This is a genomic window from Paraburkholderia sp. EB58, from assembly GCF_050436665.1.
Taxonomy (GTDB): domain Bacteria; phylum Pseudomonadota; class Gammaproteobacteria; order Burkholderiales; family Burkholderiaceae; genus Paraburkholderia.
Genome location: NZ_JBNDMQ010000024.1, coordinates 1 through 21,275 on the forward strand (window position 1 = coordinate 1; position 21,275 = coordinate 21,275).

The window sequence follows — 21,275 nt, forward strand, 5'->3', positions numbered from 1 at the left end:
AGGAACAGGAAGCGGTCCTCGGTCACTTCCACGTCTAATGGCGCGCCTTTTTCTTTCCAGTCGGGGATCAGTTCGTTCAGCGCGCGGGGGTCCATGACCGCGCCGGAGAGGATGTGCGCCCCGATCTCCGAGCCTTTTTCCAGTACGCAGACGCCGATTTCGACGCCTTTTGCCGCTGCCAGCTGCTTCAGGCGGATCGCCGCGGACAGGCCGGCTGGGCCGCCGCCGACCACCACCACGTCGTATTCCATCGACTCGCGCGGGCCGTACTGCTCAATGAGACTTGCGGGGGTCATTGATGCTCCTCTTACCGTTAGAATGCTTTTTTCGGGATCGTATTGTGGGCGAACGACTCCAGCGCCGCAACCCAATGAGCAAAGATTAGCACGATCGTTCTATTTCTGTGATACGGTGTTGCCCGGGTAATCGCCGGGTATGGATGAGCCTTCGCGGCCTCGCCGCGCCTCTAACCCAACGAACAAGGTAACCACAATGGGCCGTTCGATCAATCTGGAAGGCAAGGTTGCGCTGATTACGGGCGCCTCGAGCGGGCTCGGCAAACGCTTCGCTCAGGTCCTGTCGCAGGCCGGCGCGAAGGTCGTGCTGGCGAGTCGGCGCACCGAGCGTCTGAAGGAATTGCGGGCAGAAATCGAAGCGTCCGGCGGCGCTGCGCACGTCGTTTCGCTCGACGTGACCGATTATCAGAGCATCAAGTCGGCCGTGGCGCATGCCGAGACGGAAGCGGGCACAATCGACATCCTCGTGAACAACTCGGGTGTGTCGACCACGCAGAAACTCTCGGAAGTCACGCCCGCCGACTTCGAGTACGTCTTCGACACGAATACGCGCGGCGCCTTCTTCGTGGCGCAGGAAGTCGCCAAGCGCATGATCATGCGCGGCAATGGCGGCCAGAAGCCGTCGTACCGGATCATCAACATCGCCTCCGTGGCGGGTTTGCGCGTGCTGCCGCAAATCGGCCTGTACTCGATGAGCAAGGCCGCCGTGGTTCATATGACGAAAGCGATGGCGCAGGAATGGGGGCGCCATGGCATCAATGTGAATGCAATCTGCCCGGGTTACATCGATACGGAGATCAATCACCATCACTGGTCGACCGATCAGGGGCAGAAGCTGGTGTCGATGCTGCCGCGCCACCGCGTCGGTCAGCCGGAAGACCTGGACGGCCTGCTGTTGCTGCTCGCCGCCGACGAATCGCAATTCATCAACGGCGCGATCATCGCCGCCGACGACGGCTTCGGGCTTTCCTAAGGGCTTCGATGACTGATATGGCTTCCATGGCAGCGACGGCTGCCATGGCCGAACGTACTGCGCTTACCGCGCTTACCGCCGTGATCACCTCGATCCCGGCCTGACTCGCGCGCCGCGCCGCCCGTTGCCTGTCGCGGGCGAAGCCGGTGCGCACCCTGTTTTAACCTGTAGAAGAAGTACGATGAACGAATACCATGCAGTTTTTGAGATGTCCATGCCGATCCGCTGGGGCGACATGGATGCATTCGGCCATGTGAACAACACGGTCTATTTCCGTTACATGGAGCAGGTGCGGATTTCCTGGTTCGAGCAGCTCGGTATCGCCGGCGGCAATGGCGAAGGGCAGGGGCCCGTGATCGTCAATGCGTCGATGGATTTCCTCAAGCAGCTTCATTACCCCGGTGACATCATTGGCCGGATGTCGGTCGGCACGCCTGGCCGCAGCAGCTTCGACACCGCTTTTGAACTGACCCGTACCGACGATCCTGCGACCGTCTACGCACGCGGTGCGGCGCGTTGCGTATGGATCGACTACGCGGCCGGCAAGTCGGTGCCGATTCCGGACTTGCTGCGCTCGACGATCGAAAACGCGGTGCTCGTCAGGGCGGCCTGAGCTAGGCTGCCACCGTCCAGACTTCGCGTGCAATCAATGCCCGAGCAGCCTCTGCAGCAGCTCGGTGGCATTGCCCGTGCCGTACTTGCGCATCAGCCGCGCCCGATAGACGTCCACCGTGCGCGAGCTGATATCGAGAATCCGGCCGATCTGTTTGCTGGTTTTGCCCGTCACGAGTTGCGCGGCGATCTCCCGCTCGCGCGGCGTCAGCTCGACAGCGACCCGGCGCGTCGCGCTCAGGTCTTCGAAAGTCCACACCCCCGCCGCATGCGGGTCGGCGCGCTCGAGCGAGCGGCCCGTCACGTGGCACCAGAACAATTCACCATTGGCCCGCTTCATGATCCGGTCGTCGGCATAGCTGCCTTGAGCGGTCATGATGGGCGGAATGCGCGTGCCAATCCGCTCGAACTCGTCCACCGATGGATACAGCACCTGGAATGACTTCCCGAGCAGCGCTTCGCGCGGGCAGCCGAAGATCGACGCCAACTGATCGTTGCAGTCTTCAATGAAGCGCTCGCGCGACAGCACGAGGCCGATAGGCGCGAGGTGGAAGGCGGTTTGGTAATCCAGTGCGGGCATGAAAGGTGCTGAAGCGGAAATCACTTATGTATTTTTGCGTATTGTGCCGTATGGTCTGCGCATCGTACCCTTTCGGTCAAATCACAAGGCTGCGATGCCGCAGGTGACGGGCCGTGGCGGCCCTCGGCGTGGTGTAACTATGCGATGTCAGCGCACGGCCCGCCATGGATGACTAGAATGACGCTTTGGTCTCAGGCCGGGCACGGTAATACCGCGCGTCACTCCGCATCGCACCGATCCGACGTACCGGATTTCGGGTTTCCATAAAGGAAGGGACACACTGATGAACAAGGTCTATCCAGGCGCGGCTGACGCGCTCAAGGACATCGTCAAGGACGGGCAGACATTCGCCGTCGGCGGCTTTGGCCTGTGCGGCATTCCGGAGGCGCTGATCGCGGCGCTGCGCGACACGGGCGTCAAGGGCATCACCTGCATTAGCAACAATGCGGGTGTCGATGGCTTCGGCCTCGGCCTGCTGCTTGAAACGCGGCAGATCAAGAAGATGATCTCGTCGTATGTGGGCGAAAACAAGGAGTTCGAGCGCCAGTACCTGGCCGGCGAACTCGAGCTCGAATTCACGCCGCAAGGCACGCTCGCCGAGAAGCTGCGTGCAGGCGGTTCGGGCATTCCCGCCTTCTTCACCAACACCGGCTACGGCACGCTGATCGCCGAAGGCAAGGAAACCCGCCAGTTCGGCGAGAACCACTATGTGCTCGAACATTCGCTGACGGCCGACGTGGCGCTCGTGAAGGCCTGGAAGGCCGACAAGTCGGGCAACCTGATCTATCGCCGTACCGCGCGCAACTTCAACCCGATGTGCGCGATGGCGGGCAAGATCACGGTCGCGGAAGTCGAGGAAATCGTTGAAGTGGGCGAGCTCGATCCGGACGCCATCCATACGCCGGGCATCTTCGTGCAGCGCATTGTGCTCAATGCGCATCCGGAGAAACGCATCGAACAACGCATTGTCCGCGCGAGAGGAGAGTAATCATGGCATGGACTCGTGACCAAATGGCCGCGCGCGCGGCTAAGGAACTGCAGGACGGCTTCTACGTGAATCTCGGTATCGGCTTGCCGACGCTGGTGGCGAACCACGTGCCGGCGGGCGTCGAAGTATGGCTGCAGTCGGAAAACGGCCTGCTCGGCATCGGCCCGTCGCCGACCGAAGAGGAAGTGGATGCGGACCTGATCAACGCAGGCAAGCAGACGGTGACCACGCTGCCGGGCTCGTCGATTTTTTCGTCGGCGGACTCATTCGCGATGATTCGCGGCGGCCACATCAACCTCGCCATCCTGGGCGCCATGCAGATCAGCAAGAACGGCGATCTGGCGAACTGGATGATCCCCGGCAAGATGATCAAGGGCATGGGCGGCGCGATGGATCTGGTGGCGGGCGTCAAGCGCGTCGTCGTGCTAATGGAGCATGTTGCGAAAGGCGACCAGCATAAGATTCTCGAGGAATGCACGCTGCCGCTGACGGGCGTAGGCGTGGTCAACCAGATCATCACGGACCTCGGCGTGATTGACGTGACGGCAGAGGGTCTGAAGCTGACCGAACTGGCTCCGGGTGTCACGGTTGATGAAATCAAGGCCAAGACCGGCGCGCCGCTGGATGTGAGTGCGGTGAGCTGATCGGGCAGAGGAGCGCGGCGACTGTCGGGGATTCCGTCGTTTGCCGTAAGCCTCACCGATGACCGATGCAAGACTGATTTGAAGCGGGCGAGACACGAGTCTTCGCCCGCTTTGTTTTTGCGCGGGCGGTTGCGAGGGATGCGGCGTGCCGTGCTGGTCTTTTGACGGGCTGGGTGATGCCCTCGTGTGTCGCTTCTTACGCAGCCTCGTGCGAGGGCCCTTTTTGCGGTCTATTTGGCAGGCAGCAGTTCTTGCCGCCAGTCGCGCTACCACGCCGCAGCCGCACTATTTGGCCGCAGCCGCACCGACTCGCATTGTGCTTTTTGCCTATGCCATCCGGCCGACCCTTGGCGGGCGGCAAAGCAGTTTACAATCGTCCAAACGTTGCATGCCCTTTCATCCGCGTCTCGTCCGGCTTGTGTTTGCTGCATTCGGTGGCGCTTTGTCATGCCCTGCCACCTTGGCCCCTGAGTGCTGCGCCTGATATGCCGGACTGAGGTCCGTGCTCACGCAAGGAAATTCCGATGACCGCTACGTCCTCCGTGCCGCTTGCCTCAATCGCCCCGCATGCCGCAGCCGTTGCTGCGACACCCCGTCAACGTTTCGTGCAATGTGCGAGCCCCGGCGGCCTGCATCGCCTCGCGTACACCGAATGGGGCGACCCGGCGAACCCACGGGTGCTGCTCTGCGTGCACGGCCTGACGCGTTCAGGGCGCGACTTCGACCGGCTGGCGGCGGTTCTTGCGGATACGTACCGGGTGGTCTGCCCGGATGTGGTCGGCCGTGGACTTTCATCCTGGCTGAACGTCCCCAATTACTACACGGTGCCGCAGTACGTCTCGGACATGGTCACGCTGATCGCGCGGCTGGACGTGGAAAAGGTGGACTGGTTCGGCACTTCGATGGGCGGCCTGATCGGGCTGGGGCTTGCGGGTCTGCCGGATTCGCCGATCCAGAAGATGCTGCTGAACGACGTCGGCCCGCATCTCGAACCGGGCGCAGTGACCCGCATCGGCGAGTATCTCGGCGAGCCGGTGAAGTTCGAAACCCTGCAGCAGGGCATTGATTACGCAGCCTTGCTGGCGCAATCGTTCGGCCCCTTGACGCCGGAGGAGTGGCGCGAGATCAACACGCCGCTCCTGCATGAACGCGATGGCGCGTGGTATTTCCGTTATGACCCCCGCATCGCGGTACCCTTTGCCGCAACTACGGAAGAACAGGTGGCAGCCGGCGAGGCTGCGCTGTGGGGCGCGCTGATGGCGATTCAGGCGCCGGTGCTTGTGGTGCGCGGCGCGCAATCGGACTTGCTGTCGCACGAAACGGTTGAAAAGATGGTTGCACAGGGCAAGGCGGTGTCGAGCGTTGAAATTCCCGGCGTGGGCCACGCGCCGGCGTTTATCGGCGCCGAGCAGATCGAGATTGCCCGCCGTTTCTTCATCGGACCGGTTGGCGACGCGTCATAATATGGGGTTTCGCAGCGCGTCTCCGGATTTAGGGGCGAGGCGCAACGGATCTCCGATCAACCTTAACCATCACCAGGAATCGTCATGGCAGTCATTCGTCACCACGTCGGCAAGCGGCTCTCCGAAATCGCTGTGCATAACGGCACCGTGTACCTCGCTGGCCAGATCGCCGAGGACGCAGATCAGGACATCACCGGCCAGACGCGTGAAGTGCTCGGCCACATCGACCGTCTGCTGGCTGAAGTGGACAGCGACAAGTCGCTGCTGTTGTCGGTGCAGATTTATATCGCCGACATGGTCCATTTCGCCGGCATGAACGCCGTGTGGGACGAGTGGGTCGCGCAAGGCGACACGCCGCCCCGCGCCACCGTCGAAGCGAAGCTTGCGAACCCGAAGTGCCTCGTTGAAGTGGTCGTTGTTGCCGCACAGCGCAGCTAAGTCCGCATCTGAATTTTGTTGTTGAATCCCTGTTGATCCGTCTGGCCCGGTGGGCCGTCGCACCATGAATACCGATACCGTTACGACCGCACCTGTTCCTCTCCCTTCCTTCGAAGAGGCGATGGCGTTCGTGCGGGAACACGCGGGCGAGGTGCGGCTGTCGTCGGGCGAATTACTGGCGGATCACGCAGCGGGTACGGCCGCGATCATGCGCACGCTCAATGTCGATCCGCCGGCGGTGCTGGCGGCGGCCTTGTTTGCGCTGACGCCGCATCTGCAGGACCCCGAGCAGGTGATTGCCGACAACTTCGGCGAAGAGGTCGCGCAGCTCGTCAGTGACGTGCGCAAACTGCTGCGGCTTGGCACCGTCAGTTTGCGCGCTGCGCAGAATGCGATTCCCGAAGCCGGACGCGATGCCCAGGCTGCGCGCCGCGCGCAAGTCGAAGCGCTGCGCAAGATGCTGCTCGCGTTTGCGCAAGATATCCGCGTGGTGCTGATCCGGCTTGCTTCGCGGCTTCAATCGATGCGTTATTACGCGGCGGCCAAGATGACGCCAACGCCCGATGTGGCGCGCGAGACGCTCGATATTTACGCGCCGCTCGCGAACCGTCTCGGCATCTGGCAACTCAAGTGGGAGCTCGAGGATCTCGCGCTGCGCTTCGAAGAGCCCGCTACCTACAAGCGTATCGCGAAGCTGCTCGACGAGAAGCGCGTCGAGCGCGAAACCTATGTGGCCCAGGCCATCGCGCGGCTGCAGCAGGAACTGTCCGCCGCGAATATCCGCGCGGAAGTCAGCGGGCGGCCGAAACACATCTACAGCATCTGGCGCAAGATGCGCGGCAAGGAGCTCGACTTCGCGGAGCTCTACGACGTGCGCGCGTTCCGCGTGATCGTGCCGGATATCAAGGATTGCTACACGGTGCTCGGCATCGTGCACAACCTGTGGCAGCCGGTGCCAAAGGAATTCGACGACTACATCTCGCGGCCCAAGCCGAACGGCTACAAATCGTTGCATACGGTTGTGATCGGCGACGACGGCCGCGCATTCGAAGTGCAGATCCGTACCCAGGAGATGCACCAGTTCGCCGAGTATGGCGTGGCGGCCCACTGGCGCTACAAGGAAGCCGGCACGCGCGGCTACGGCGGCCAGGTCACCGCCAGCGAGAAATACGACGAGAAGATTGCGTGGTTGCGCCAGTTGCTCGCGTGGAAGGATGAAGTGTCCGAAGGCGAGCACGGTGAGAAGCGCGCTGCGCAGCCGTGGGAGCAATTGCGTCAGGCTACCTTCGACGACGACCACATCTACGTGCTCACGCCGCAGGCGCGTGTGATTCCGTTGCCGCAAGGCTCGACGCCTGTCGATTTCGCGTATCACCTGCACAGCGAATTGGGGCACCGTTGCCGTGGCGCACGTGTGGATGGCGCGATGGTGCCACTCAACACGCAGTTGCAAAACGGCCAGACGGTCGAGATCGTGTCCGTGAAAGAGGGCGGACCATCGCGCGACTGGCTCAATCCGCAGCTTGGCTATTTGCATAGTCCGCGTGCGCGACAAAAGGTGCGCGCGTGGTTCAACGCGGTCGAGTTGCAGGAGAACATCGCCACGGGTCGGGCGATGGTCGAAAAGACGCTGCAGCGTGAAGGCAAGACCTCGGTCAATCTGGATCAGCTCGCGGCGAAGCTGGGCTTCAAGACTACCGATGATCTGTTCTCGGTGGTCGGCAAGGAAGAGTTCAGCTTGCGGCAGGTGGAGCAGGCGCTGCAGGATGCGCCGCCGCCCGAGCCTGTGGCCGAAGTGCCGGAGCAGTTCGAGAAGCGCAGCAGCGGCTCGAGTGTCGCGCATGGCGCATCGACGGGCGTGCTGGTGGTCGGCGTCGACGCATTGCTGACCCAACTCGCGCGTTGCTGCCGGCCGGCGCCACCCGACAGCATCAGCGGTTTCGTGACGCGCGGTAAAGGCATGTCGATTCACCGCAGTGATTGCCCGACGTTTCTGCGCATGGCCGAGCGCGCACCTGAGCGCGTGCTGGAGACCGCGTGGTCCGCCGATGTGATGGGCGGGAACGGGCGGTCGGTGTACCCGGTCGACCTCACGATCGACGCGACGGATCGCCAGGGGCTGCTGCGCGACATCTCCGAAGTGTTCGCGCGCGAGAAGATGAACGTGATCGGCGTGAAAACGCAAACGCGTCGTAACGCCGCGTTCATGCAGTTCACGGTCGAGGTGTCGAGCGCCGCGCAGATTCAGCGTGCCTGCACGTTGCTCGGAGAGGTCACGGGCGTGTTGCGGGCAGGGCGCAAGACGTGACGCTTGCGGTGCGCTGCGTAACGATAAAGCGCAGCGGGAATTTTCAGCGTCGGTGTACAAAAGTACTTGCCAAGCGATGTGGGGCTCCATATAATCTCGTTTCTTCAGGCTCGTAGCTCAGCTGGTTAGAGCACCACCTTGACATGGTGGGGGTCGTTGGTTCGAGTCCAATCGAGCCTACCAACGAAAGAGAAATTCCGGTTTTCCGGGGTTTCGCAAGCTGCAGTAAGCGCCTTGGCGCAAAAGGCGAATACGGTTATGACACCGCGAACGTTGACCGAAACTACTTCGGAGCGACGCTAGTCGAGGACCACTTTCGCCAATGTAGTTTGCAGGAAATGTGAATGCGGCCCCTCGAAAGCGGGGCCGCATTTTTTTTGACTTTTTTGAACCTGGTTGTATGTGCCGCCGCCGGTCGGCACCACGGAGAACGCAATGGTTTCGATACGTCTGCCTGACGGTTCTGTTCGACAGTACGAGCATCCGGTGACGGTCGCCGAAGTGGCCGCGTCGATCGGCCCCGGCCTCGCGAAGGCCGCGCTCGGCGGCAAGATCGACGGTGAACTGGTTGATACGTCCGCGCTGATCGACCGCGATGTGTCGCTCGCGATCGTGACGGAAAAAGACGCCGACGGCCTCGACATCATTCGTCACTCCACGGCGCACTTGCTCGCGTACGCGGTGAAAGACCTGTACCCCGAAGCGCAGGTCACCATCGGTCCTGTGATCGACAACGGCTTCTACTACGACTTCGCGTACAACCGTCCCTTCACGCCGGAAGATCTCGAGAAGATCGAAAAGCGCATGCAGGACCTCGCGAAGAAAGACGAGCCGGTTTCGCGCCGCGTGGTGTCGCGTGACGAAGCGGTGGACTACTTCAAGAGCATCGGCGAAAAGTACAAGGCCGAGATTATCGAGTCGATTCCTTCGACTGACGAAATCAAGCTGTACTCGCACGGCGGCTTCACGGATCTGTGCCGTGGCCCGCACGTGCCGTCCACCGGCAAGCTGAAGGTCTTCAAGCTGATGAAGGTTGCCGGCGCCTACTGGCGCGGTGATTCGAAGAACGAACAGTTGCAGCGCATCTACGGTACGGCCTGGACGAAGAAGGAAGACCAGGAAGCGTATCTGCACATGCTTGAAGAGGCGGAGAAGCGCGATCACCGCAAGCTCGGCAAGCAACTCGACCTGTTCCATATGCAGGACGAATCGCCGGGCATGGTGTTCTGGCATCCGCGTGGCTGGACGTTGTGGCAGCAGGTCGAACAGTACATGCGCCGCCGCGTGAACGAGGCCGGCTACCTCGAGATCAAGACACCGATGATCATGGACCGCTCGCTGTGGGAGGCATCGGGTCACTGGCAGAACTATCGTGAAAACATGTTCACGACCGAATCGGAAAAGCGCGATTACGCGATCAAGCCGATGAACTGCCCGGGGCACGTGCAGGTCTTCAACCACGGTCTGCGTTCGTATCGCGATCTGCCGCTGCGTTATGCGGAGTTCGGCTCGTGCCACCGCAACGAGTCGTCGGGCGCGCTGCACGGCCTGATGCGCGTGCGTGGCTTCGTGCAGGACGACGCGCACATTTTCTGTACCGAAGACCAGTTCATCAGCGAGTCGATCGCCTTCAACACGCTGGCGATGAGCGTGTACAAGGACTTCGGCTTCGATAACGTCGAGATCAAGCTGTCGCTGCGTCCGGACGCGCGTGCTGGCACCGATGAGACGTGGGATCGCGCCGAACAGGGTCTGCGCGACGCGCTGACGGCTTGCGGCGTGACTTGGGAAGAGCTCGCCGGCGAGGGCGCGTTCTACGGCCCGAAGGTCGAATACCACATCAAGGACGCGCTGGGCCGCTCGTGGCAATGCGGTACGCTCCAGCTCGACATGGTGCTGCCGGAGCGCCTCGGCGCCGAATACGTGGCGGAAGACAACAGCCGCCGCCGTCCGATCATGCTGCACCGGGCAATCGTCGGATCAATGGAGCGTTTCCTGGGCATTCTGATCGAGCACCATGCTGGTGCGATGCCTTCGTGGCTCGCGCCAATGCAGGTGGTTGTGATGAATATTGCGGAAAGTCAGACGGAATATGCCCAGTCTCTGGCCCAATCGTTGCAAAAACAAGGGGTTAGAGTAGAGGCGGATTTGCGCAACGAGAAGATTAGCTATAAAATACGTGAGCACACGCTGGAAAAGGTCCCGTACCTCCTTGTGGTCGGCGATAAAGAGCGTGATGCCCAAACGGTAGCCGTGCGTGCCCGTGGCGGTGTTGATCTGGGTGTGATGCCCCTCAGCGCCTTCATTGATCGTCTGCGCGAGGATGTGCAGTCGTTCAGGTAAACCACCTGGCAGCGCGGCTCGTTTTTTTAATTTTTAGAGGAAACGTAACATCGCTACTGATAAGTCTGCGCACCGCATCAACGGTGAAATCACTGCACCCGAGGTGCGTCTGGTCGGAGTCGAGAACGAACCCCTCGGCATCGTGAAGCTTGCCGATGCTTTCCGCATGTCGGAACAGCAGGATGTGGATCTGGTCGAGATCGCCCCGCAAGCGGTGCCGCCGGTTTGCCGCTTGATGGACTACGGCAAGTTCAAGTACTCGGAAGCGAAGAAGCAACACGAGGCGAAGCTCAAGCAGAAGATTGTCCAGGTCAAGGAAGTCAAATTCCGCCCGGGCACTGATGACGGCGATTACAACGTCAAGCTGCGCAACCTCATTCGCTTCCTCGACGACGGTGACAAGACGAAAATCACGTTGCGTTTCCGTGGCCGCGAAATGGCTCACCAGGAAATCGGTATGCGCATGCTGGAACGCCTGCGCACTGACCTCGACGAAGTCGGTCAGGTTGAGCAAATGCCGAAGATGGAAGGGCGCCAGATGATCATGGTGCTCGCTCCGAAGAAAAAGAAGTAAGCAGCCAAGGCTGGTTGTGTGGCAGCGCGCCGCGAGGCGCGCGCCGTCGTGTTGAAAAGATTGAGCAGGACTTCGCCGCCTGCGTGTGTGTGCGCGGCGAAGACAAGCAGGTTTCGGAACAGCACCTATGCAAATAGGCGTCGTTCCTGAAAAGCGGCGGCTGGTAGATCGGCCGACTGCATACCAAGTGGAGTGGGTTTCGAAGGGCGGGTAATGGCCATCAGGCCGACCGCACACCCATATCCATCTAATAATGGAGTTGTTATGCCGAAGATGAAGACCAAGAAGAGTGCTGCGAAGCGCTTCGTGGTGCGTCCGGGCGGTACCGTCAAGCGCGGTCAAGCCTTCAAGCGCCACATTCTTACCAAGAAGACCACCAAGAACAAACGCCATCTGCGCGGTTCCACGTCAGTTCATGAGTCAGATATGAACTCCGTGCGCGCAATGCTGCCGTTCGCTTAACCCTTAACTAAAACTCACAGGAGCTAATTATGCCTAGAGTCAAACGTGGGGTTACCGCACGGGCCCGTCACAAGAAGATCATCAAGCTGGCCAAGGGTTACCGCGGCCGTCGCAATAACGTCTATCGCATCGCCAAGCAGGCGGTCATGCGCGCAGGCCAATACGCCTACCGCGATCGCCGCAACAAGAAGCGTGTGTTCCGTGCATTGTGGATCACGCGTATCAACGCGGCGGTGCGTCAGCACGACATGACGTACAGCGTGTTCATCAACGGCCTGAAGAAGGCTTCGATCGAACTCGACCGCAAGGTGCTGGCCGACATGGCTGTGTTCGACAAGGCTGCTTTTGCTGCGATCGTTCAGCAGGTGAAAGCCGCCGTTGCAGCCTGATTGCGCTTTGGGCAATTAAACTGCGTGGTTCGTTGCAGCGAAGATCCGGTAGTCTCGGTGACGCTGCAACAAAAACGGGGCTCCTCACCGAGCCCCTTTTTTGTTGGTCGAACCAGTTTTGCATCGATTGAACACTGACGTTGAAATGATGGGATCAATGGATCTGGACCAGATTGTCGCTGACGCGCAAAAAGCCTTCGGGGAAGCCAACGACGTCACCACCCTCGAGAACGAGAAAGCCCGCTTTCTCGGCAAATCGGGTGCGCTGACCGAACTGTTGAAGGGCCTTGGCAAACTCGATCCTGAGATGCGCAAGACCGAAGGCGCGCGGATCAACGTCGTCAAGCAGCAGGTGGAAGCCGCGTTGACGGCCCGCCGTCAGGCGCTTGCCGACGCGCTCTTGAACCAGCGCCTCGCCGCTGAGGCCATTGACGTCACGTTGCCCGGCCGCGGCCTCGGAGCAGGCAGCCTGCATCCGGTCATGCGCACGTGGGAACGCGTCGAACAGATTTTCCGTACGATCGGATTCGACGTGGCCGACGGCCCCGAAATCGAAACCGACTGGTACAACTTCACCGCGCTGAACAGCCCGGAAAACCATCCGGCCCGTTCGATGCAGGACACCTTCTACGTTGACGGCAAGGATGCCGACGGCCGCCAGTTGCTGCTGCGCACGCATACGAGCCCGATGCAGGTGCGCTACGCGCGCACCAACACGCCGCCGATCAAGGTGATCGTGCCGGGCCGCACGTACCGTGTGGACAGCGACGCGACGCACTCGCCGATGTTCAATCAGGTCGAAGGCCTGTGGATCGACGAGAACATCAGCTTCGCCGACCTGAAGGGCGTCTACACCGACTTCCTCAAAAAATTCTTCGAGCGCGATGACATCCTCGTGCGCTTCCGTCCGTCGTACTTTCCGTTCACCGAACCGTCGGCTGAAATCGACATGCTGTTCGAAACGGGCAAGAACGCCGGCAAGTGGCTCGAAATCTCGGGTTCCGGCCAGGTTCACCCCACGGTGATCCGCAACATGGGCCTCGACCCGGAGCGTTACATCGGTTTCGCCTTCGGCAGCGGCCTCGAGCGGCTGACGATGTTGCGCTACGGTGTGCAGGACCTGCGTCTGTTCTTCGACAACGACCTGCGCTTCCTGCGGCAATTCGCTTAACGCTTCGAGCCGGACGACGGCCAGAATGCTACGGCGGGCTCGATAGGCCGCCCGCGAGTAATCTGGCGAGACCGGTTGCAGCAGCACGTAACAACGCGCAACGAGGGCGGCCGCGCACGCTGCCAGATACAGAGACACAGGCAAGTGCGCGCCGCAAGCAGTGCCACCGGCAGGGCGCCTGGTTACCAAAGAGCGGTAACCAAAGAAGGCACCAGCCGGACGTGGACTAACCTGATCAGAACGTACACAGAACCATGCAATTCCCGGAATCCTGGCTAAGAAGCTTTGTCGACCCGCAGATGACGACGGACGAGCTGTCGCACGCGCTGACGATGGCGGGACTCGAAGTCGAGGGCCTGCGGCCTGCTGCGCCGCCGACCAAGAAGATCGTTGTCGGCCAGGTTCTCGAGGTCGTCAAGCACCCGGACGCGGACAAGCTCAACGTGTGTCAGGTCGACGCCGGCACGGGTGCGACGCTCAACATCGTCTGCGGTGCGCCGAACGTCGCGCCAGGCATCAAGGTGCCGGTCGCGCTGGTGGGCGCAGAACTGCCCCCGGCCGAAGAGGGCGGCGCCCCGTTCGCGATCAAGCTCTCGAAGCTGCGCGGCGTGGAAAGCCAGGGCATGCTGTGCTCGGCGCGCGAACTGAAGCTCTCGGAAGATCATAGCGGTCTGATGATCCTGCCGGAAGATACGCCGATTGGCCAGGACATCCGCGAGACGCTCAACCTCGACGACACCGTCTTCGAAATCAAGCTGACGCCGAACAAGGCCGACTGCCTGTCGGTATTCGGCGTGGCACGCGAAACGTCGGCCATCACGGGCGCGCCGCTGCATGCGCTCGACATCAAGCCGGCCGCTGTTACTCTGAACGAGACCTTGCCGGTCAAGATCTCGGCGCCTGACCTGTGCGGCCGTTTCTCGGGCCGTGTGATTCGCGGCGTGAATGCGCGTGCGAAGTCGCCGCAATGGATGGTCGAGCGTCTGGCGCGGTCGGGGCAGCGCAGCATCTCCGCGCTGGTCGACATCTCGAACTATGTGATGCTCGAACTGGGCCGTCCGTCGCACGTGTTCGATCTGGACAAGATCCACGGCAGCATGGATGTGCGCTGGGGTCGCAAGGGTGAAACGCTCAAGCTGCTGAACGGCAACACCGTCGAACTCGACGAAACGGTTGGCGTCATTGCGGATGATCAGCACATCGAAAGTCTCGCGGGCATCATGGGCGGCGACAGCACGGCCGTGACGCTCGACACGACCAACATCTATCTGGAAGCCGCCTTCTGGTGGCCGGATAGCATTCGCGGCCGCTCGCGCAAATACAACTTTTCGACAGATGCAGGGCATCGCTTCGAGCGCGGTGTCGACTATGCGACCACCGTCGAGCATATCGAACGCATCACGCAATTGATCCTCGATATCTGCGGTGGCGAAGCCGGTCCGGTGGATGACCAGATCGTCAACATACCGCAACGGGTACCGGTGAAAATGCGCGTCGCACGTGCCAACCGAATCATTGGCATCAAGATCGGTGCAGACGAGATCGCGCAGATCTTCGCGCGCCTCGGTCTCACGTTCACACAGGATGGCGACGTGTTCTCCGTAACGCCGCCGTCGTATCGCTTCGACATTGAAATCGAAGAAGACCTGATCGAAGAAGTCGCACGTATCTACGGCTTCGAAAAGATTCCGGCGCGTCCGCCCGTGGCGACGAGCGAAATGCGTGCGACCAACGAAACGCAGCGCACCCTCCACGATATCCGTCACGCGCTCGCCGCGCGCGACTACGCGGAGACGGTGAATTTCAGCTTCGTCGATGCGCAATGGGAGCAGGATTTCGCGGGCAACGACAAGCCGGTTCGCCTGCTGAACCCGATCGCAAGCCAGCTTTCGGTGATGCGCACGACGCTGTTCGGCAGCCTGATCGAAGTATTGCGCACGAACCTGAACCGTCGCGTGGCGGATCGCGTGCGCGTCTTCGAAGTAGGTCGCGTGTTCCTGCGCGATCCCGCGATCAAGGCCGGCGAACTGCAGGTCGAAGGCTTCGCGCAGCCGAAGATGTTCGGCGCGCTCGCGTACGGCCCGACGCAGGAAGAACAATGGGGCGCGGCGACGCGCGCCGTCGACTACTTCGACGTCAAGGGCGATCTGGAAGCGTTGCTCTCGCCGGCAGTGGCGCGCTTTGTGAAAGCCGAGCATCCGGCATTGCATCCGGGACGCAGCGCGCGCATTGAACTGAATGGCCGCGCAGTGGGTTGGATTGGCGAATTGCATCCGCGCTGGATGCAGAAATATGATCTGCCGCATGCGCCTATTCTGTTTGAAATCGAGGCAGATGCATTAATTCAGCGTGCATTACCGGTACCGTCGGAAGTTTCGAAGTTTCCACCGGTGCGTCGCGATATCGCGGTGGTCGTCGATCAGAAAATCGAGGTCCAGGCACTGCTGGACGAGATGCAAAAGGCGCTTTCCGAGGACGCCTGCAAGACTGTCAGAAGGGTTGCGCTTTTCGACGAATTCCGTCCAAAATCAAACACTTCCGGTGGGTTGGCAGCTCACGAGAAAAGCCTTGCGTTCCGTGTGACCTTGCAAGATACTGGCGGGACCCTTCAGGATGAAACGGTCGATCTGGCCATTCAAACCCTGGTGGATCGTCTGGCTCGAGTATATGGCGCACGGTTGCGCGGATAATCCGCGAATACTCTTTAAGCGGTAGTTTTCGCATTCTCCGGTTCCTGGTTGGCGCGCCATTTGATAGATATGAATGAAATGAACTCGAGTGATTTCGAAGCCCTTCTTACGGCGCAGCGTAGCGCCATGATTCGAGATATTCCGACATCACCCGCAAACGCTTCGGCGGAAACGCCCACGCTCACCAAGGCCGAGCTCGCTGAGTTGCTGTTCGACAATGTCGGGCTCAACAAGCGGGAAGCGAAGGACATGGTGGAGGCGTTCTTCGAGGTGATTCGTGATGCGCTGGAGAGCGGGGATAGCGTGAAGCTGTCGGGCTTTGGCAACTTTCAGTTGCGCGACAAGCCCCAGCGTCCCGGCCGGAATCCTAAGACCGGCGAGGCTATTCCGATTGCTGCTCGCCGCGTTGTGACGTTCCATGCAAGTCAAAAGCTGAAAGCGCTGGTCGAGACCGGCGCTGAGGCAAGCTTCGCGCGCTAATCGACTGGCGCGTTCCTGCGCAACCCACCACGACGGCTAACTGACGATGACAGCGACGATCGAAAAAGTCGTCTTGCCTCCGATTCCGGCGAAGCGCTACTTCACCATAGGTGAGGTGAGCGAACTGTGCGGTGTGAAGCCGCATGTGTTGCGGTATTGGGAGCAGGAGTTCACGCAGTTGAGGCCGGTGAAGCGGCGGGGCAATCGCCGCTACTACCAGCATCATGAAGTACTGTTGATCAGACGGATTCGCGAACTGCTGTACGAGCAGGGCTTCACGATCAACGGTGCACGTAACAGGCTCGATTCGCATGGTGCAGTGCACAGTGGGCCGCCTGATGATGGGGTGGAAGAGGGCGAGGTGGTCGAGGCGTCGTCCGCAAGCACGACTGCTGTCGATGTCGATCAATTGCGCAAAGAACTGCTGCATGTGATCGATCTGTTGAGCCGCTAGCGACCTCCGTAGTTTTCTAATTTCGCAGTTTTGTTGGTCAATCGCGGTTCTAATCGATTGAAGTGTCTGTTATAATTTTTAGCTGTTCGGGGCGTAGCGCAGCCTGGTAGCGTACCTGCATGGGGTGCAGGTGGTCGGAGGTTCAAATCCTCTCGCCCCGACCAAGATCCAACCCGCACGCCGCAAGGCTGTGCGGGTTTTTCTTTGGTGCCTGAAATTTGGGCAAAGCAGAAGGAATATTAGAAATTTCTAATATTCAGGCCGCGTCACCCTGCGGAAGGTGCAGCGAGGCCATCCCGCGCCATTGCCCCTTCCCAAACATCACGGCATGCCTGATCCGTTTTAGGGTTGCTACGCCTGTCCCGAATCACATACTTCTGGCCAAATGCTGGTGTGGGAAGCTTCGCATAACTAATCATATCGTTGATGTCGGGCGATCGCCTCGCCGTTTGAGTCTTCTGTCTGCGCTCTTGGGGCGTACCTTCGTGCAGAGTGAACGAGTATTTAATGAGCCATTCGCGGACTGCCATGAAGCGCACGCAAGCAGCTCACGCAGGCGACGTAATTCCCACCTAATTCTTCCGGCGCAAATTGCCCACATCTGTTGAGTAATACCGAGGAGAATGAAAATGGTCGGCAATTTCACGGCACTTGCGCTTGCACTGGTGATAATGGCACTGGTCGCGAGCATTGCGGTATCTATCTTTGCTTTTGAGATATTCACACTAATGCGCGAGCGCGTCATACGCGCGGCCGCGAATACAGGTGGCCGGTACCGCCCGATACCCGTCATAGTGGGCAGTGATCGAATCTCTAGCATCCAGGATCGTCTGTACGAGTCAGACATCATTGGGGATCAATCAGGATCAAATCAACGGCGGCGAGCGTGAGGGCGCAGCCATGATGAAAGACAAAATCAAAACTGCCGAGGAAGCCATTGCGTTGATTCGCAATGGGGACGTGGTGAGTTGCTCCGGCTTTGTTGGAACGGGTACGCCCGAGGAATTGATCGCTGCGCTGGAACGGCGTTTCGTCACCACGGAAGGTCCACGTGACCTGACGCTCGTTTTTGCGGCCGCGTGCGGCGATGGCAAGGAGCGCGGACTGAACCGGCTTGCCTATGAGGGATTGGTGCGCCGCGTAATTGGAGGCCATTGGTCGCTCGTGCCCAAGCTCGCGAAGTTGGCGACGGACAATCGGATCCAGGCCTACAACCTCCCACTGGGCACAATTTCTCATCTCTATCGCGACTCGGCGGCTCACAAGGCAGGCACCCTCACCAAGGTGGGCCTTGGCACCTTCGTCGACCCGCGGCAAGATGGCGGGAAAATTAACGCACGGACGACGGAAGAACTCGTACACGTCATGGAGATCGAGGGCGAAGAATGGCTTTTCTACAAGGCCCTCAAAATCGACGTCGCCCTGATTCGCGGTACCACTGCCGATCCCGAAGGCAACATCACGATGGAGCGCGAGGCTCTGCTGCTCGACGCCCAGGCTGTTGCCATGGCAGCGCGAAATTCCAACGGTCTCGTCATTGCGCAGGTGGAGAGAATCGCGTCGAGCGGCTCGCTCGATGCACGGCGCGTGGTCGTCCCCGGCACCCTGGTCGATTGCGTGGTGGTAGCGCCTCCGGCGACTCATCGGCAGACGTATGCCACCGATTACAACCCAGCCTATTCAGGCGAGATCCGCGTCGCTGTCGACAAGATCCCGGCACTCGAACTCAACGAGCGAAAGCTGATAGCGCGGCGCTGTGCGTTTGAGTTGCCCTTAGGCGGCGCGATCAATCTGGGAATCGGCATGCCCGAGGCAGTGGCAGCAGTCGCTGCGGAAGAGCGCATACTTGATGATCTGACTTTGACGGCGGAATCCGGCGTGGTCGGTGGCATGCTCCAGGGCGGCCTCGATTTCGGCGCAGGCATCAATACGCAGGCGCTACTGCACCAGAATCAGCAGATCGATTTCTATGATGGCGGTGGGCTGGACCTCGCGTGCCTCGGCATGGCTCAGATCGACCGCGCCGGCAACGTCAATGTCAGCCGGTTCGGTTCTCATCTTGCCGGCGCCGGAGGGTTTATCAACATCAGCCAGAATGCGCGCCAGCTTGTGTTCGCCGGTACGTTCACCGCCGATGGAGACGCTACTTGTGCCGAAGGTGGTCAACTGCGAATCGTAGCCGAAGGGCGAACGAGCAAATTCGTCGCAGCGGTTGAGCAGATCACATTCAACGGACCGCTTGCCGCGGCCAAGGGCCAGTCAGTGCTGTACGTGACCGAGCGCTGCGTCTTCAGGCTGCGGCCCGAGGGGCTGCAGCTGATTGAAGTGGCGCCAGGCATCGACATCGAACGAGACGTGCTCTCTCATATGGCGTTTCGCCCGATTATCGGCGACGTGGCGCTGATGGACCCGCGCATCTATCAATCCAAGCCCATGGGCCTCGCCACCACGCTGCAGGACCGTCAGCAGACCGAACATCTGTGCTGCGACCAATATATTTAAAGGCTATCCTGCCGGGCAACCGCGGTTCACCGTGGATACACCGACAATTCTCCCGTCGAACTCATCGTCTTTTATGCTGGAGTGAGGGGGATGCCCACTGCCACCACGGTGAAATGAAGTCGGCCACAAGTGACGTACCCGGCAAGATAAAGTCGCCCGGACTACAATCCATTCACCGGCCGTCGGCGCTTCGCCGGTGTGGCCGGGGGCGACGTCTCCTATCTTCGGAGGAAAGTCATCGTGAAACTCCTTTTCTATGCCGTAGCGACACTCTCTGTATCAGCTGTTCCAGCTGTTTCCTTCGCACAGTCAAGCGAGCCCTTGACCCGTGCGCAAGTCATTGCCGAGCTCATCGAGGTCGAGAATGCGGGCTTCCATCCCGCACTCGTCGATTATGTTGAGTACCCTGGCAATCTTCAGGCAGCAGAAGCACGTATCGCAGCAAAGCAAGCCAAAAACATCCCGACGCCGACAGCGAACGGGTCATCGCAGTAGCTGTTACATCAGTACGTAAAGTCCCAGGCAGTACGTAGTTCAGATCTCGCCACATCGGCGAAAAAGACCGGCCCGCTGCCCCGGGCCGGCAAAACGGGCAGCAAACGAAGCTCTCCGTCCAGGCATTCGCAGGGTGAAAACGCCCGGACCCAAAGCTCGCCTGATGACCTCTCTCCTCGCATCACTCGTCAGCTCACCTCCTTTTTTGTCGACCTCATGTTGTGTACGTGACCGACATTGCGCCGGTGTGTTGCAGATCAGAACAGGTGTCGCAGACCGACCGTATAGCCTGTGCCGTTAGTCGACGAGCCCGTCGCCTGCCATCCTGTGGTCCCGTACGCGAATCTGCCTGACTTGGAGTCGTAGACAACATCCGCATAGACGCTCGTCGCTTTGGACAGGAAGTAGAAATAGCCCAATGCGCTACGGCATTGAATCGTTTGTCCGTTGGATGTCGTGTGACTGAAGGTCGTCATGACCGCCTGCGTTGGGCCAATGGGGATGTTGAGGCCGACCATCTGGTTGTGCATCGACTGACTAAAAGTGTTCTGGCCAAAGCCATAGCCGGCATATAGCCGCGCAAAACCGAAGTCGTACTGACCAGCCGTATAGGCCCAGCGAGCGTTTTCCGGCTGCGGACGGATGTACGAGGCGGCGAGCTTGAGATTCGGATCCTGATAAACGATCGACGCGGAATAGGGAACGTTGTCGCCCTGAACCGCCGAGTCGTGTGAGGCGACCTGCGCGCGAACAGTCACGGGACCCAGCGTGTACGCATAATTTGCCGAATTGTTCGTGCGCACGGTGTCGATTTGCCCTGGGCCGCCGTTTGCCTCCGAAATGCCGCCGCGCGCGGCATATCCGGCCACCAGACCGTTCTGACCAAATGGGTCGGCCGATACTTCGGCGTAGTGGCTCGCATTGACGTCCCGGCCTACCACGAGGTGACCGAACCATCCCTCGAGCCCGACGGTCGAGCGACCACTGAAGAACGAACTCGAGTTATAGAACGTGCCGTTGTTCGGATTGAACTGCTGTTCCAACTGGAAGACCGCCTTGTACCCGCCTCCCAGATCCTCGCTCCCTTTGAGACCCCAGAAGCTGGTTGCCCCGGTATTCATCCGAATAGCATTGCTGCCGTCGTACTTGCCGACCTCGAGGTCGACCAGTCCATACAGCGTCACCGACGACTGCGCCATCGCGGCGTTCGCACCCAAGGCGGTCAAGGCAGCTACGAACAACTTTCTTTTCATATTGTCAGTCTCCTCGTTTAGTTCCGTCTATTGGAACTGATGAGGCGAGTTTAGCATTCAATGGAACTGATGCAAGTCGTTTTAAAGAATCTTCGGGATAGCCCTAGGGGGTCGCGTTGTAACGACGCGTCAAGGCCGGCACATGGCTAACCGCGGGGAA

Annotated in this window: 20 protein-coding genes and 2 tRNA genes; 19 read left to right on the top strand and 3 right to left on the bottom strand. The window is 60.2% G+C overall.

Annotation, left to right across the window (positions count from 1 at the left end; translation table 11 throughout):
• The coding region (locus P3T40_RS29035; protein ID WP_429271155.1) for an NAD(P)/FAD-dependent oxidoreductase at positions 1 to 296 on the bottom strand (296 nt) is incomplete at its 3' end.
• A 196-nt stretch (positions 297 to 492) separates the two neighbouring features.
• Here P3T40_RS29035 and P3T40_RS29040 point away from each other — a divergent pair.
• Positions 493 to 1,269, top strand: coding sequence for an SDR family oxidoreductase (locus P3T40_RS29040; protein WP_144156664.1), 777 nt, complete (start codon positions 493 to 495; stop codon positions 1,267 to 1,269).
• 181 nt (positions 1,270 to 1,450) lie between these two features.
• Entirely contained in the window at positions 1,451 to 1,882 is a 432-nt protein-coding gene (locus P3T40_RS29045; protein ID WP_429271156.1) for an acyl-CoA thioesterase, read from the top strand.
• A 33-nt stretch (positions 1,883 to 1,915) separates the two neighbouring features.
• Here P3T40_RS29045 and P3T40_RS29050 read toward each other — a convergent pair whose 3' ends face one another.
• The gene (locus P3T40_RS29050; protein WP_429271157.1) at positions 1,916 to 2,461 is read right to left on the bottom strand and encodes a LuxR C-terminal-related transcriptional regulator; all 546 of its coding nucleotides are present in this window, start codon (positions 2,459 to 2,461) and stop codon (positions 1,916 to 1,918) included.
• Positions 2,462 to 2,744: 283 nt separating this feature from the next.
• Here P3T40_RS29050 and P3T40_RS29055 point away from each other — a divergent pair, with 283 nt between their 5' ends.
• The 17 genes from P3T40_RS29055 to P3T40_RS29135 all read left to right on the top strand — a co-directional run bounded on the left by P3T40_RS29055 (position 2,745) and on the right by P3T40_RS29135 (position 19,862).
• Entirely contained in the window at positions 2,745 to 3,449 is a 705-nt protein-coding gene (locus P3T40_RS29055) for a CoA transferase subunit A (protein WP_429271158.1), read from the top strand.
• A gap of 2 nt (positions 3,450 to 3,451) precedes the next feature.
• A complete protein-coding gene (locus P3T40_RS29060; RefSeq protein WP_429271159.1) occupies positions 3,452 to 4,093 on the top strand; it encodes a CoA transferase subunit B in 642 nt (213 codons plus the stop codon).
• 524 nt (positions 4,094 to 4,617) lie between these two features.
• On the top strand, positions 4,618 to 5,556 hold the full coding sequence (locus P3T40_RS29065; RefSeq protein ID WP_429271160.1) for an alpha/beta fold hydrolase: 939 nt from the start codon (positions 4,618 to 4,620) through the stop codon (positions 5,554 to 5,556).
• An 84-nt stretch (positions 5,557 to 5,640) separates the two neighbouring features.
• Positions 5,641 to 5,994: a RidA family protein gene (locus P3T40_RS29070; RefSeq protein WP_429271161.1), complete on the top strand. Its 354-nt coding sequence runs from the start codon at positions 5,641 to 5,643 to the stop codon at positions 5,992 to 5,994.
• 64 nt (positions 5,995 to 6,058) lie between these two features.
• Positions 6,059 to 8,302, top strand: a complete 2,244-nt coding sequence (locus P3T40_RS29075; protein ID WP_429271162.1) for a RelA/SpoT family protein — start codon at positions 6,059 to 6,061, stop codon at positions 8,300 to 8,302.
• Positions 8,303 to 8,408: 106 nt separating this feature from the next.
• Positions 8,409 to 8,485: transfer RNA gene (locus P3T40_RS29080), tRNA-Val, on the top strand.
• 252 nt (positions 8,486 to 8,737) lie between these two features.
• Positions 8,738 to 10,645, top strand: a complete 1,908-nt coding sequence (gene thrS / locus P3T40_RS29085; protein WP_429271163.1) for a threonine--tRNA ligase — start codon at positions 8,738 to 8,740, stop codon at positions 10,643 to 10,645.
• Positions 10,646 to 10,694: 49 nt separating this feature from the next.
• Positions 10,695 to 11,219 carry a translation initiation factor IF-3 gene (gene infC, locus P3T40_RS29090; RefSeq protein ID WP_074263967.1) on the top strand — a complete coding sequence of 175 codons (525 nt, stop codon included), beginning with the start codon at positions 10,695 to 10,697 and terminating at the stop codon, positions 11,217 to 11,219.
• A 264-nt stretch (positions 11,220 to 11,483) separates the two neighbouring features.
• Positions 11,484 to 11,681 (top strand): 50S ribosomal protein L35, encoded by a 198-nt coding sequence (gene rpmI, locus P3T40_RS29095; RefSeq protein WP_074282768.1) that lies wholly within the window; start codon positions 11,484 to 11,486, stop codon positions 11,679 to 11,681.
• A 29-nt stretch (positions 11,682 to 11,710) separates the two neighbouring features.
• On the top strand, positions 11,711 to 12,070 hold the full coding sequence (rplT, locus tag P3T40_RS29100; protein WP_006052502.1) for a 50S ribosomal protein L20: 360 nt from the start codon (positions 11,711 to 11,713) through the stop codon (positions 12,068 to 12,070).
• A 157-nt stretch (positions 12,071 to 12,227) separates the two neighbouring features.
• Complete coding sequence (gene pheS / locus P3T40_RS29105) at positions 12,228 to 13,241, top strand: phenylalanine--tRNA ligase subunit alpha (protein ID WP_429271164.1); 1,014 nt, start codon at positions 12,228 to 12,230, stop codon at positions 13,239 to 13,241.
• 254 nt (positions 13,242 to 13,495) lie between these two features.
• Positions 13,496 to 15,931: a phenylalanine--tRNA ligase subunit beta gene (gene pheT, locus P3T40_RS29110; RefSeq protein WP_429271165.1), complete on the top strand. Its 2,436-nt coding sequence runs from the start codon at positions 13,496 to 13,498 to the stop codon at positions 15,929 to 15,931.
• A gap of 69 nt (positions 15,932 to 16,000) precedes the next feature.
• Positions 16,001 to 16,411 carry an integration host factor subunit alpha gene (locus tag P3T40_RS29115; protein ID WP_074300147.1) on the top strand — a complete coding sequence of 137 codons (411 nt, stop codon included), beginning with the start codon at positions 16,001 to 16,003 and terminating at the stop codon, positions 16,409 to 16,411.
• A 46-nt stretch (positions 16,412 to 16,457) separates the two neighbouring features.
• Positions 16,458 to 16,865, top strand: coding sequence for a MerR family transcriptional regulator (locus P3T40_RS29120; protein ID WP_429271166.1), 408 nt, complete (start codon positions 16,458 to 16,460; stop codon positions 16,863 to 16,865).
• Between the two features lie 87 nt (positions 16,866 to 16,952).
• Positions 16,953 to 17,029, top strand: a tRNA-Pro gene (locus P3T40_RS29125).
• Between the two features lie 739 nt (positions 17,030 to 17,768).
• The gene (locus P3T40_RS29130; protein ID WP_429271167.1) at positions 17,769 to 19,367 is read left to right on the top strand and encodes an acyl CoA:acetate/3-ketoacid CoA transferase; all 1,599 of its coding nucleotides are present in this window, start codon (positions 17,769 to 17,771) and stop codon (positions 19,365 to 19,367) included.
• Positions 19,368 to 19,607: 240 nt separating this feature from the next.
• On the top strand, positions 19,608 to 19,862 hold the full coding sequence (locus P3T40_RS29135) for a DUF4148 domain-containing protein (protein ID WP_429271168.1): 255 nt from the start codon (positions 19,608 to 19,610) through the stop codon (positions 19,860 to 19,862).
• 257 nt (positions 19,863 to 20,119) lie between these two features.
• Here the strand turns inward: P3T40_RS29135 and P3T40_RS29140 are convergent, their stop codons facing one another.
• Positions 20,120 to 21,115 carry a porin gene (locus P3T40_RS29140; protein ID WP_429271169.1) on the bottom strand — a complete coding sequence of 332 codons (996 nt, stop codon included), beginning with the start codon at positions 21,113 to 21,115 and terminating at the stop codon, positions 20,120 to 20,122.
• Positions 21,116 to 21,275 lie beyond the last annotated feature (160 nt).

Coding starts and splice junctions, on each gene's coding strand:
- P3T40_RS29040 (WP_144156664.1), top strand. CDS start 493: ATGGGCCGTTCGATCAATCTGGAAGGCAAGGTTGCGCTGATTACGGGC.
- P3T40_RS29045 (WP_429271156.1), top strand. CDS start 1,451: ATGAACGAATACCATGCAGTTTTTGAGATGTCCATGCCGATCCGCTGG.
- P3T40_RS29050 (WP_429271157.1), bottom strand. CDS start 2,461: ATGCCCGCACTGGATTACCAAACCGCCTTCCACCTCGCGCCTATCGGC.
- P3T40_RS29055 (WP_429271158.1), top strand. CDS start 2,745: ATGAACAAGGTCTATCCAGGCGCGGCTGACGCGCTCAAGGACATCGTC.
- P3T40_RS29060 (WP_429271159.1), top strand. CDS start 3,452: ATGGCATGGACTCGTGACCAAATGGCCGCGCGCGCGGCTAAGGAACTG.
- P3T40_RS29065 (WP_429271160.1), top strand. CDS start 4,618: ATGACCGCTACGTCCTCCGTGCCGCTTGCCTCAATCGCCCCGCATGCC.
- P3T40_RS29070 (WP_429271161.1), top strand. CDS start 5,641: ATGGCAGTCATTCGTCACCACGTCGGCAAGCGGCTCTCCGAAATCGCT.
- P3T40_RS29075 (WP_429271162.1), top strand. CDS start 6,059: ATGAATACCGATACCGTTACGACCGCACCTGTTCCTCTCCCTTCCTTC.
- thrS (WP_429271163.1), top strand. CDS start 8,738: ATGGTTTCGATACGTCTGCCTGACGGTTCTGTTCGACAGTACGAGCAT.
- rpmI (WP_074282768.1), top strand. CDS start 11,484: ATGCCGAAGATGAAGACCAAGAAGAGTGCTGCGAAGCGCTTCGTGGTG.
- rplT (WP_006052502.1), top strand. CDS start 11,711: ATGCCTAGAGTCAAACGTGGGGTTACCGCACGGGCCCGTCACAAGAAG.
- pheS (WP_429271164.1), top strand. CDS start 12,228: ATGGATCTGGACCAGATTGTCGCTGACGCGCAAAAAGCCTTCGGGGAA.
- pheT (WP_429271165.1), top strand. CDS start 13,496: ATGCAATTCCCGGAATCCTGGCTAAGAAGCTTTGTCGACCCGCAGATG.
- P3T40_RS29115 (WP_074300147.1), top strand. CDS start 16,001: ATGAATGAAATGAACTCGAGTGATTTCGAAGCCCTTCTTACGGCGCAG.
- P3T40_RS29120 (WP_429271166.1), top strand. CDS start 16,458: ATGACAGCGACGATCGAAAAAGTCGTCTTGCCTCCGATTCCGGCGAAG.
- P3T40_RS29130 (WP_429271167.1), top strand. CDS start 17,769: ATGAAAGACAAAATCAAAACTGCCGAGGAAGCCATTGCGTTGATTCGC.
- P3T40_RS29140 (WP_429271169.1), bottom strand. CDS start 21,115: ATGAAAAGAAAGTTGTTCGTAGCTGCCTTGACCGCCTTGGGTGCGAAC.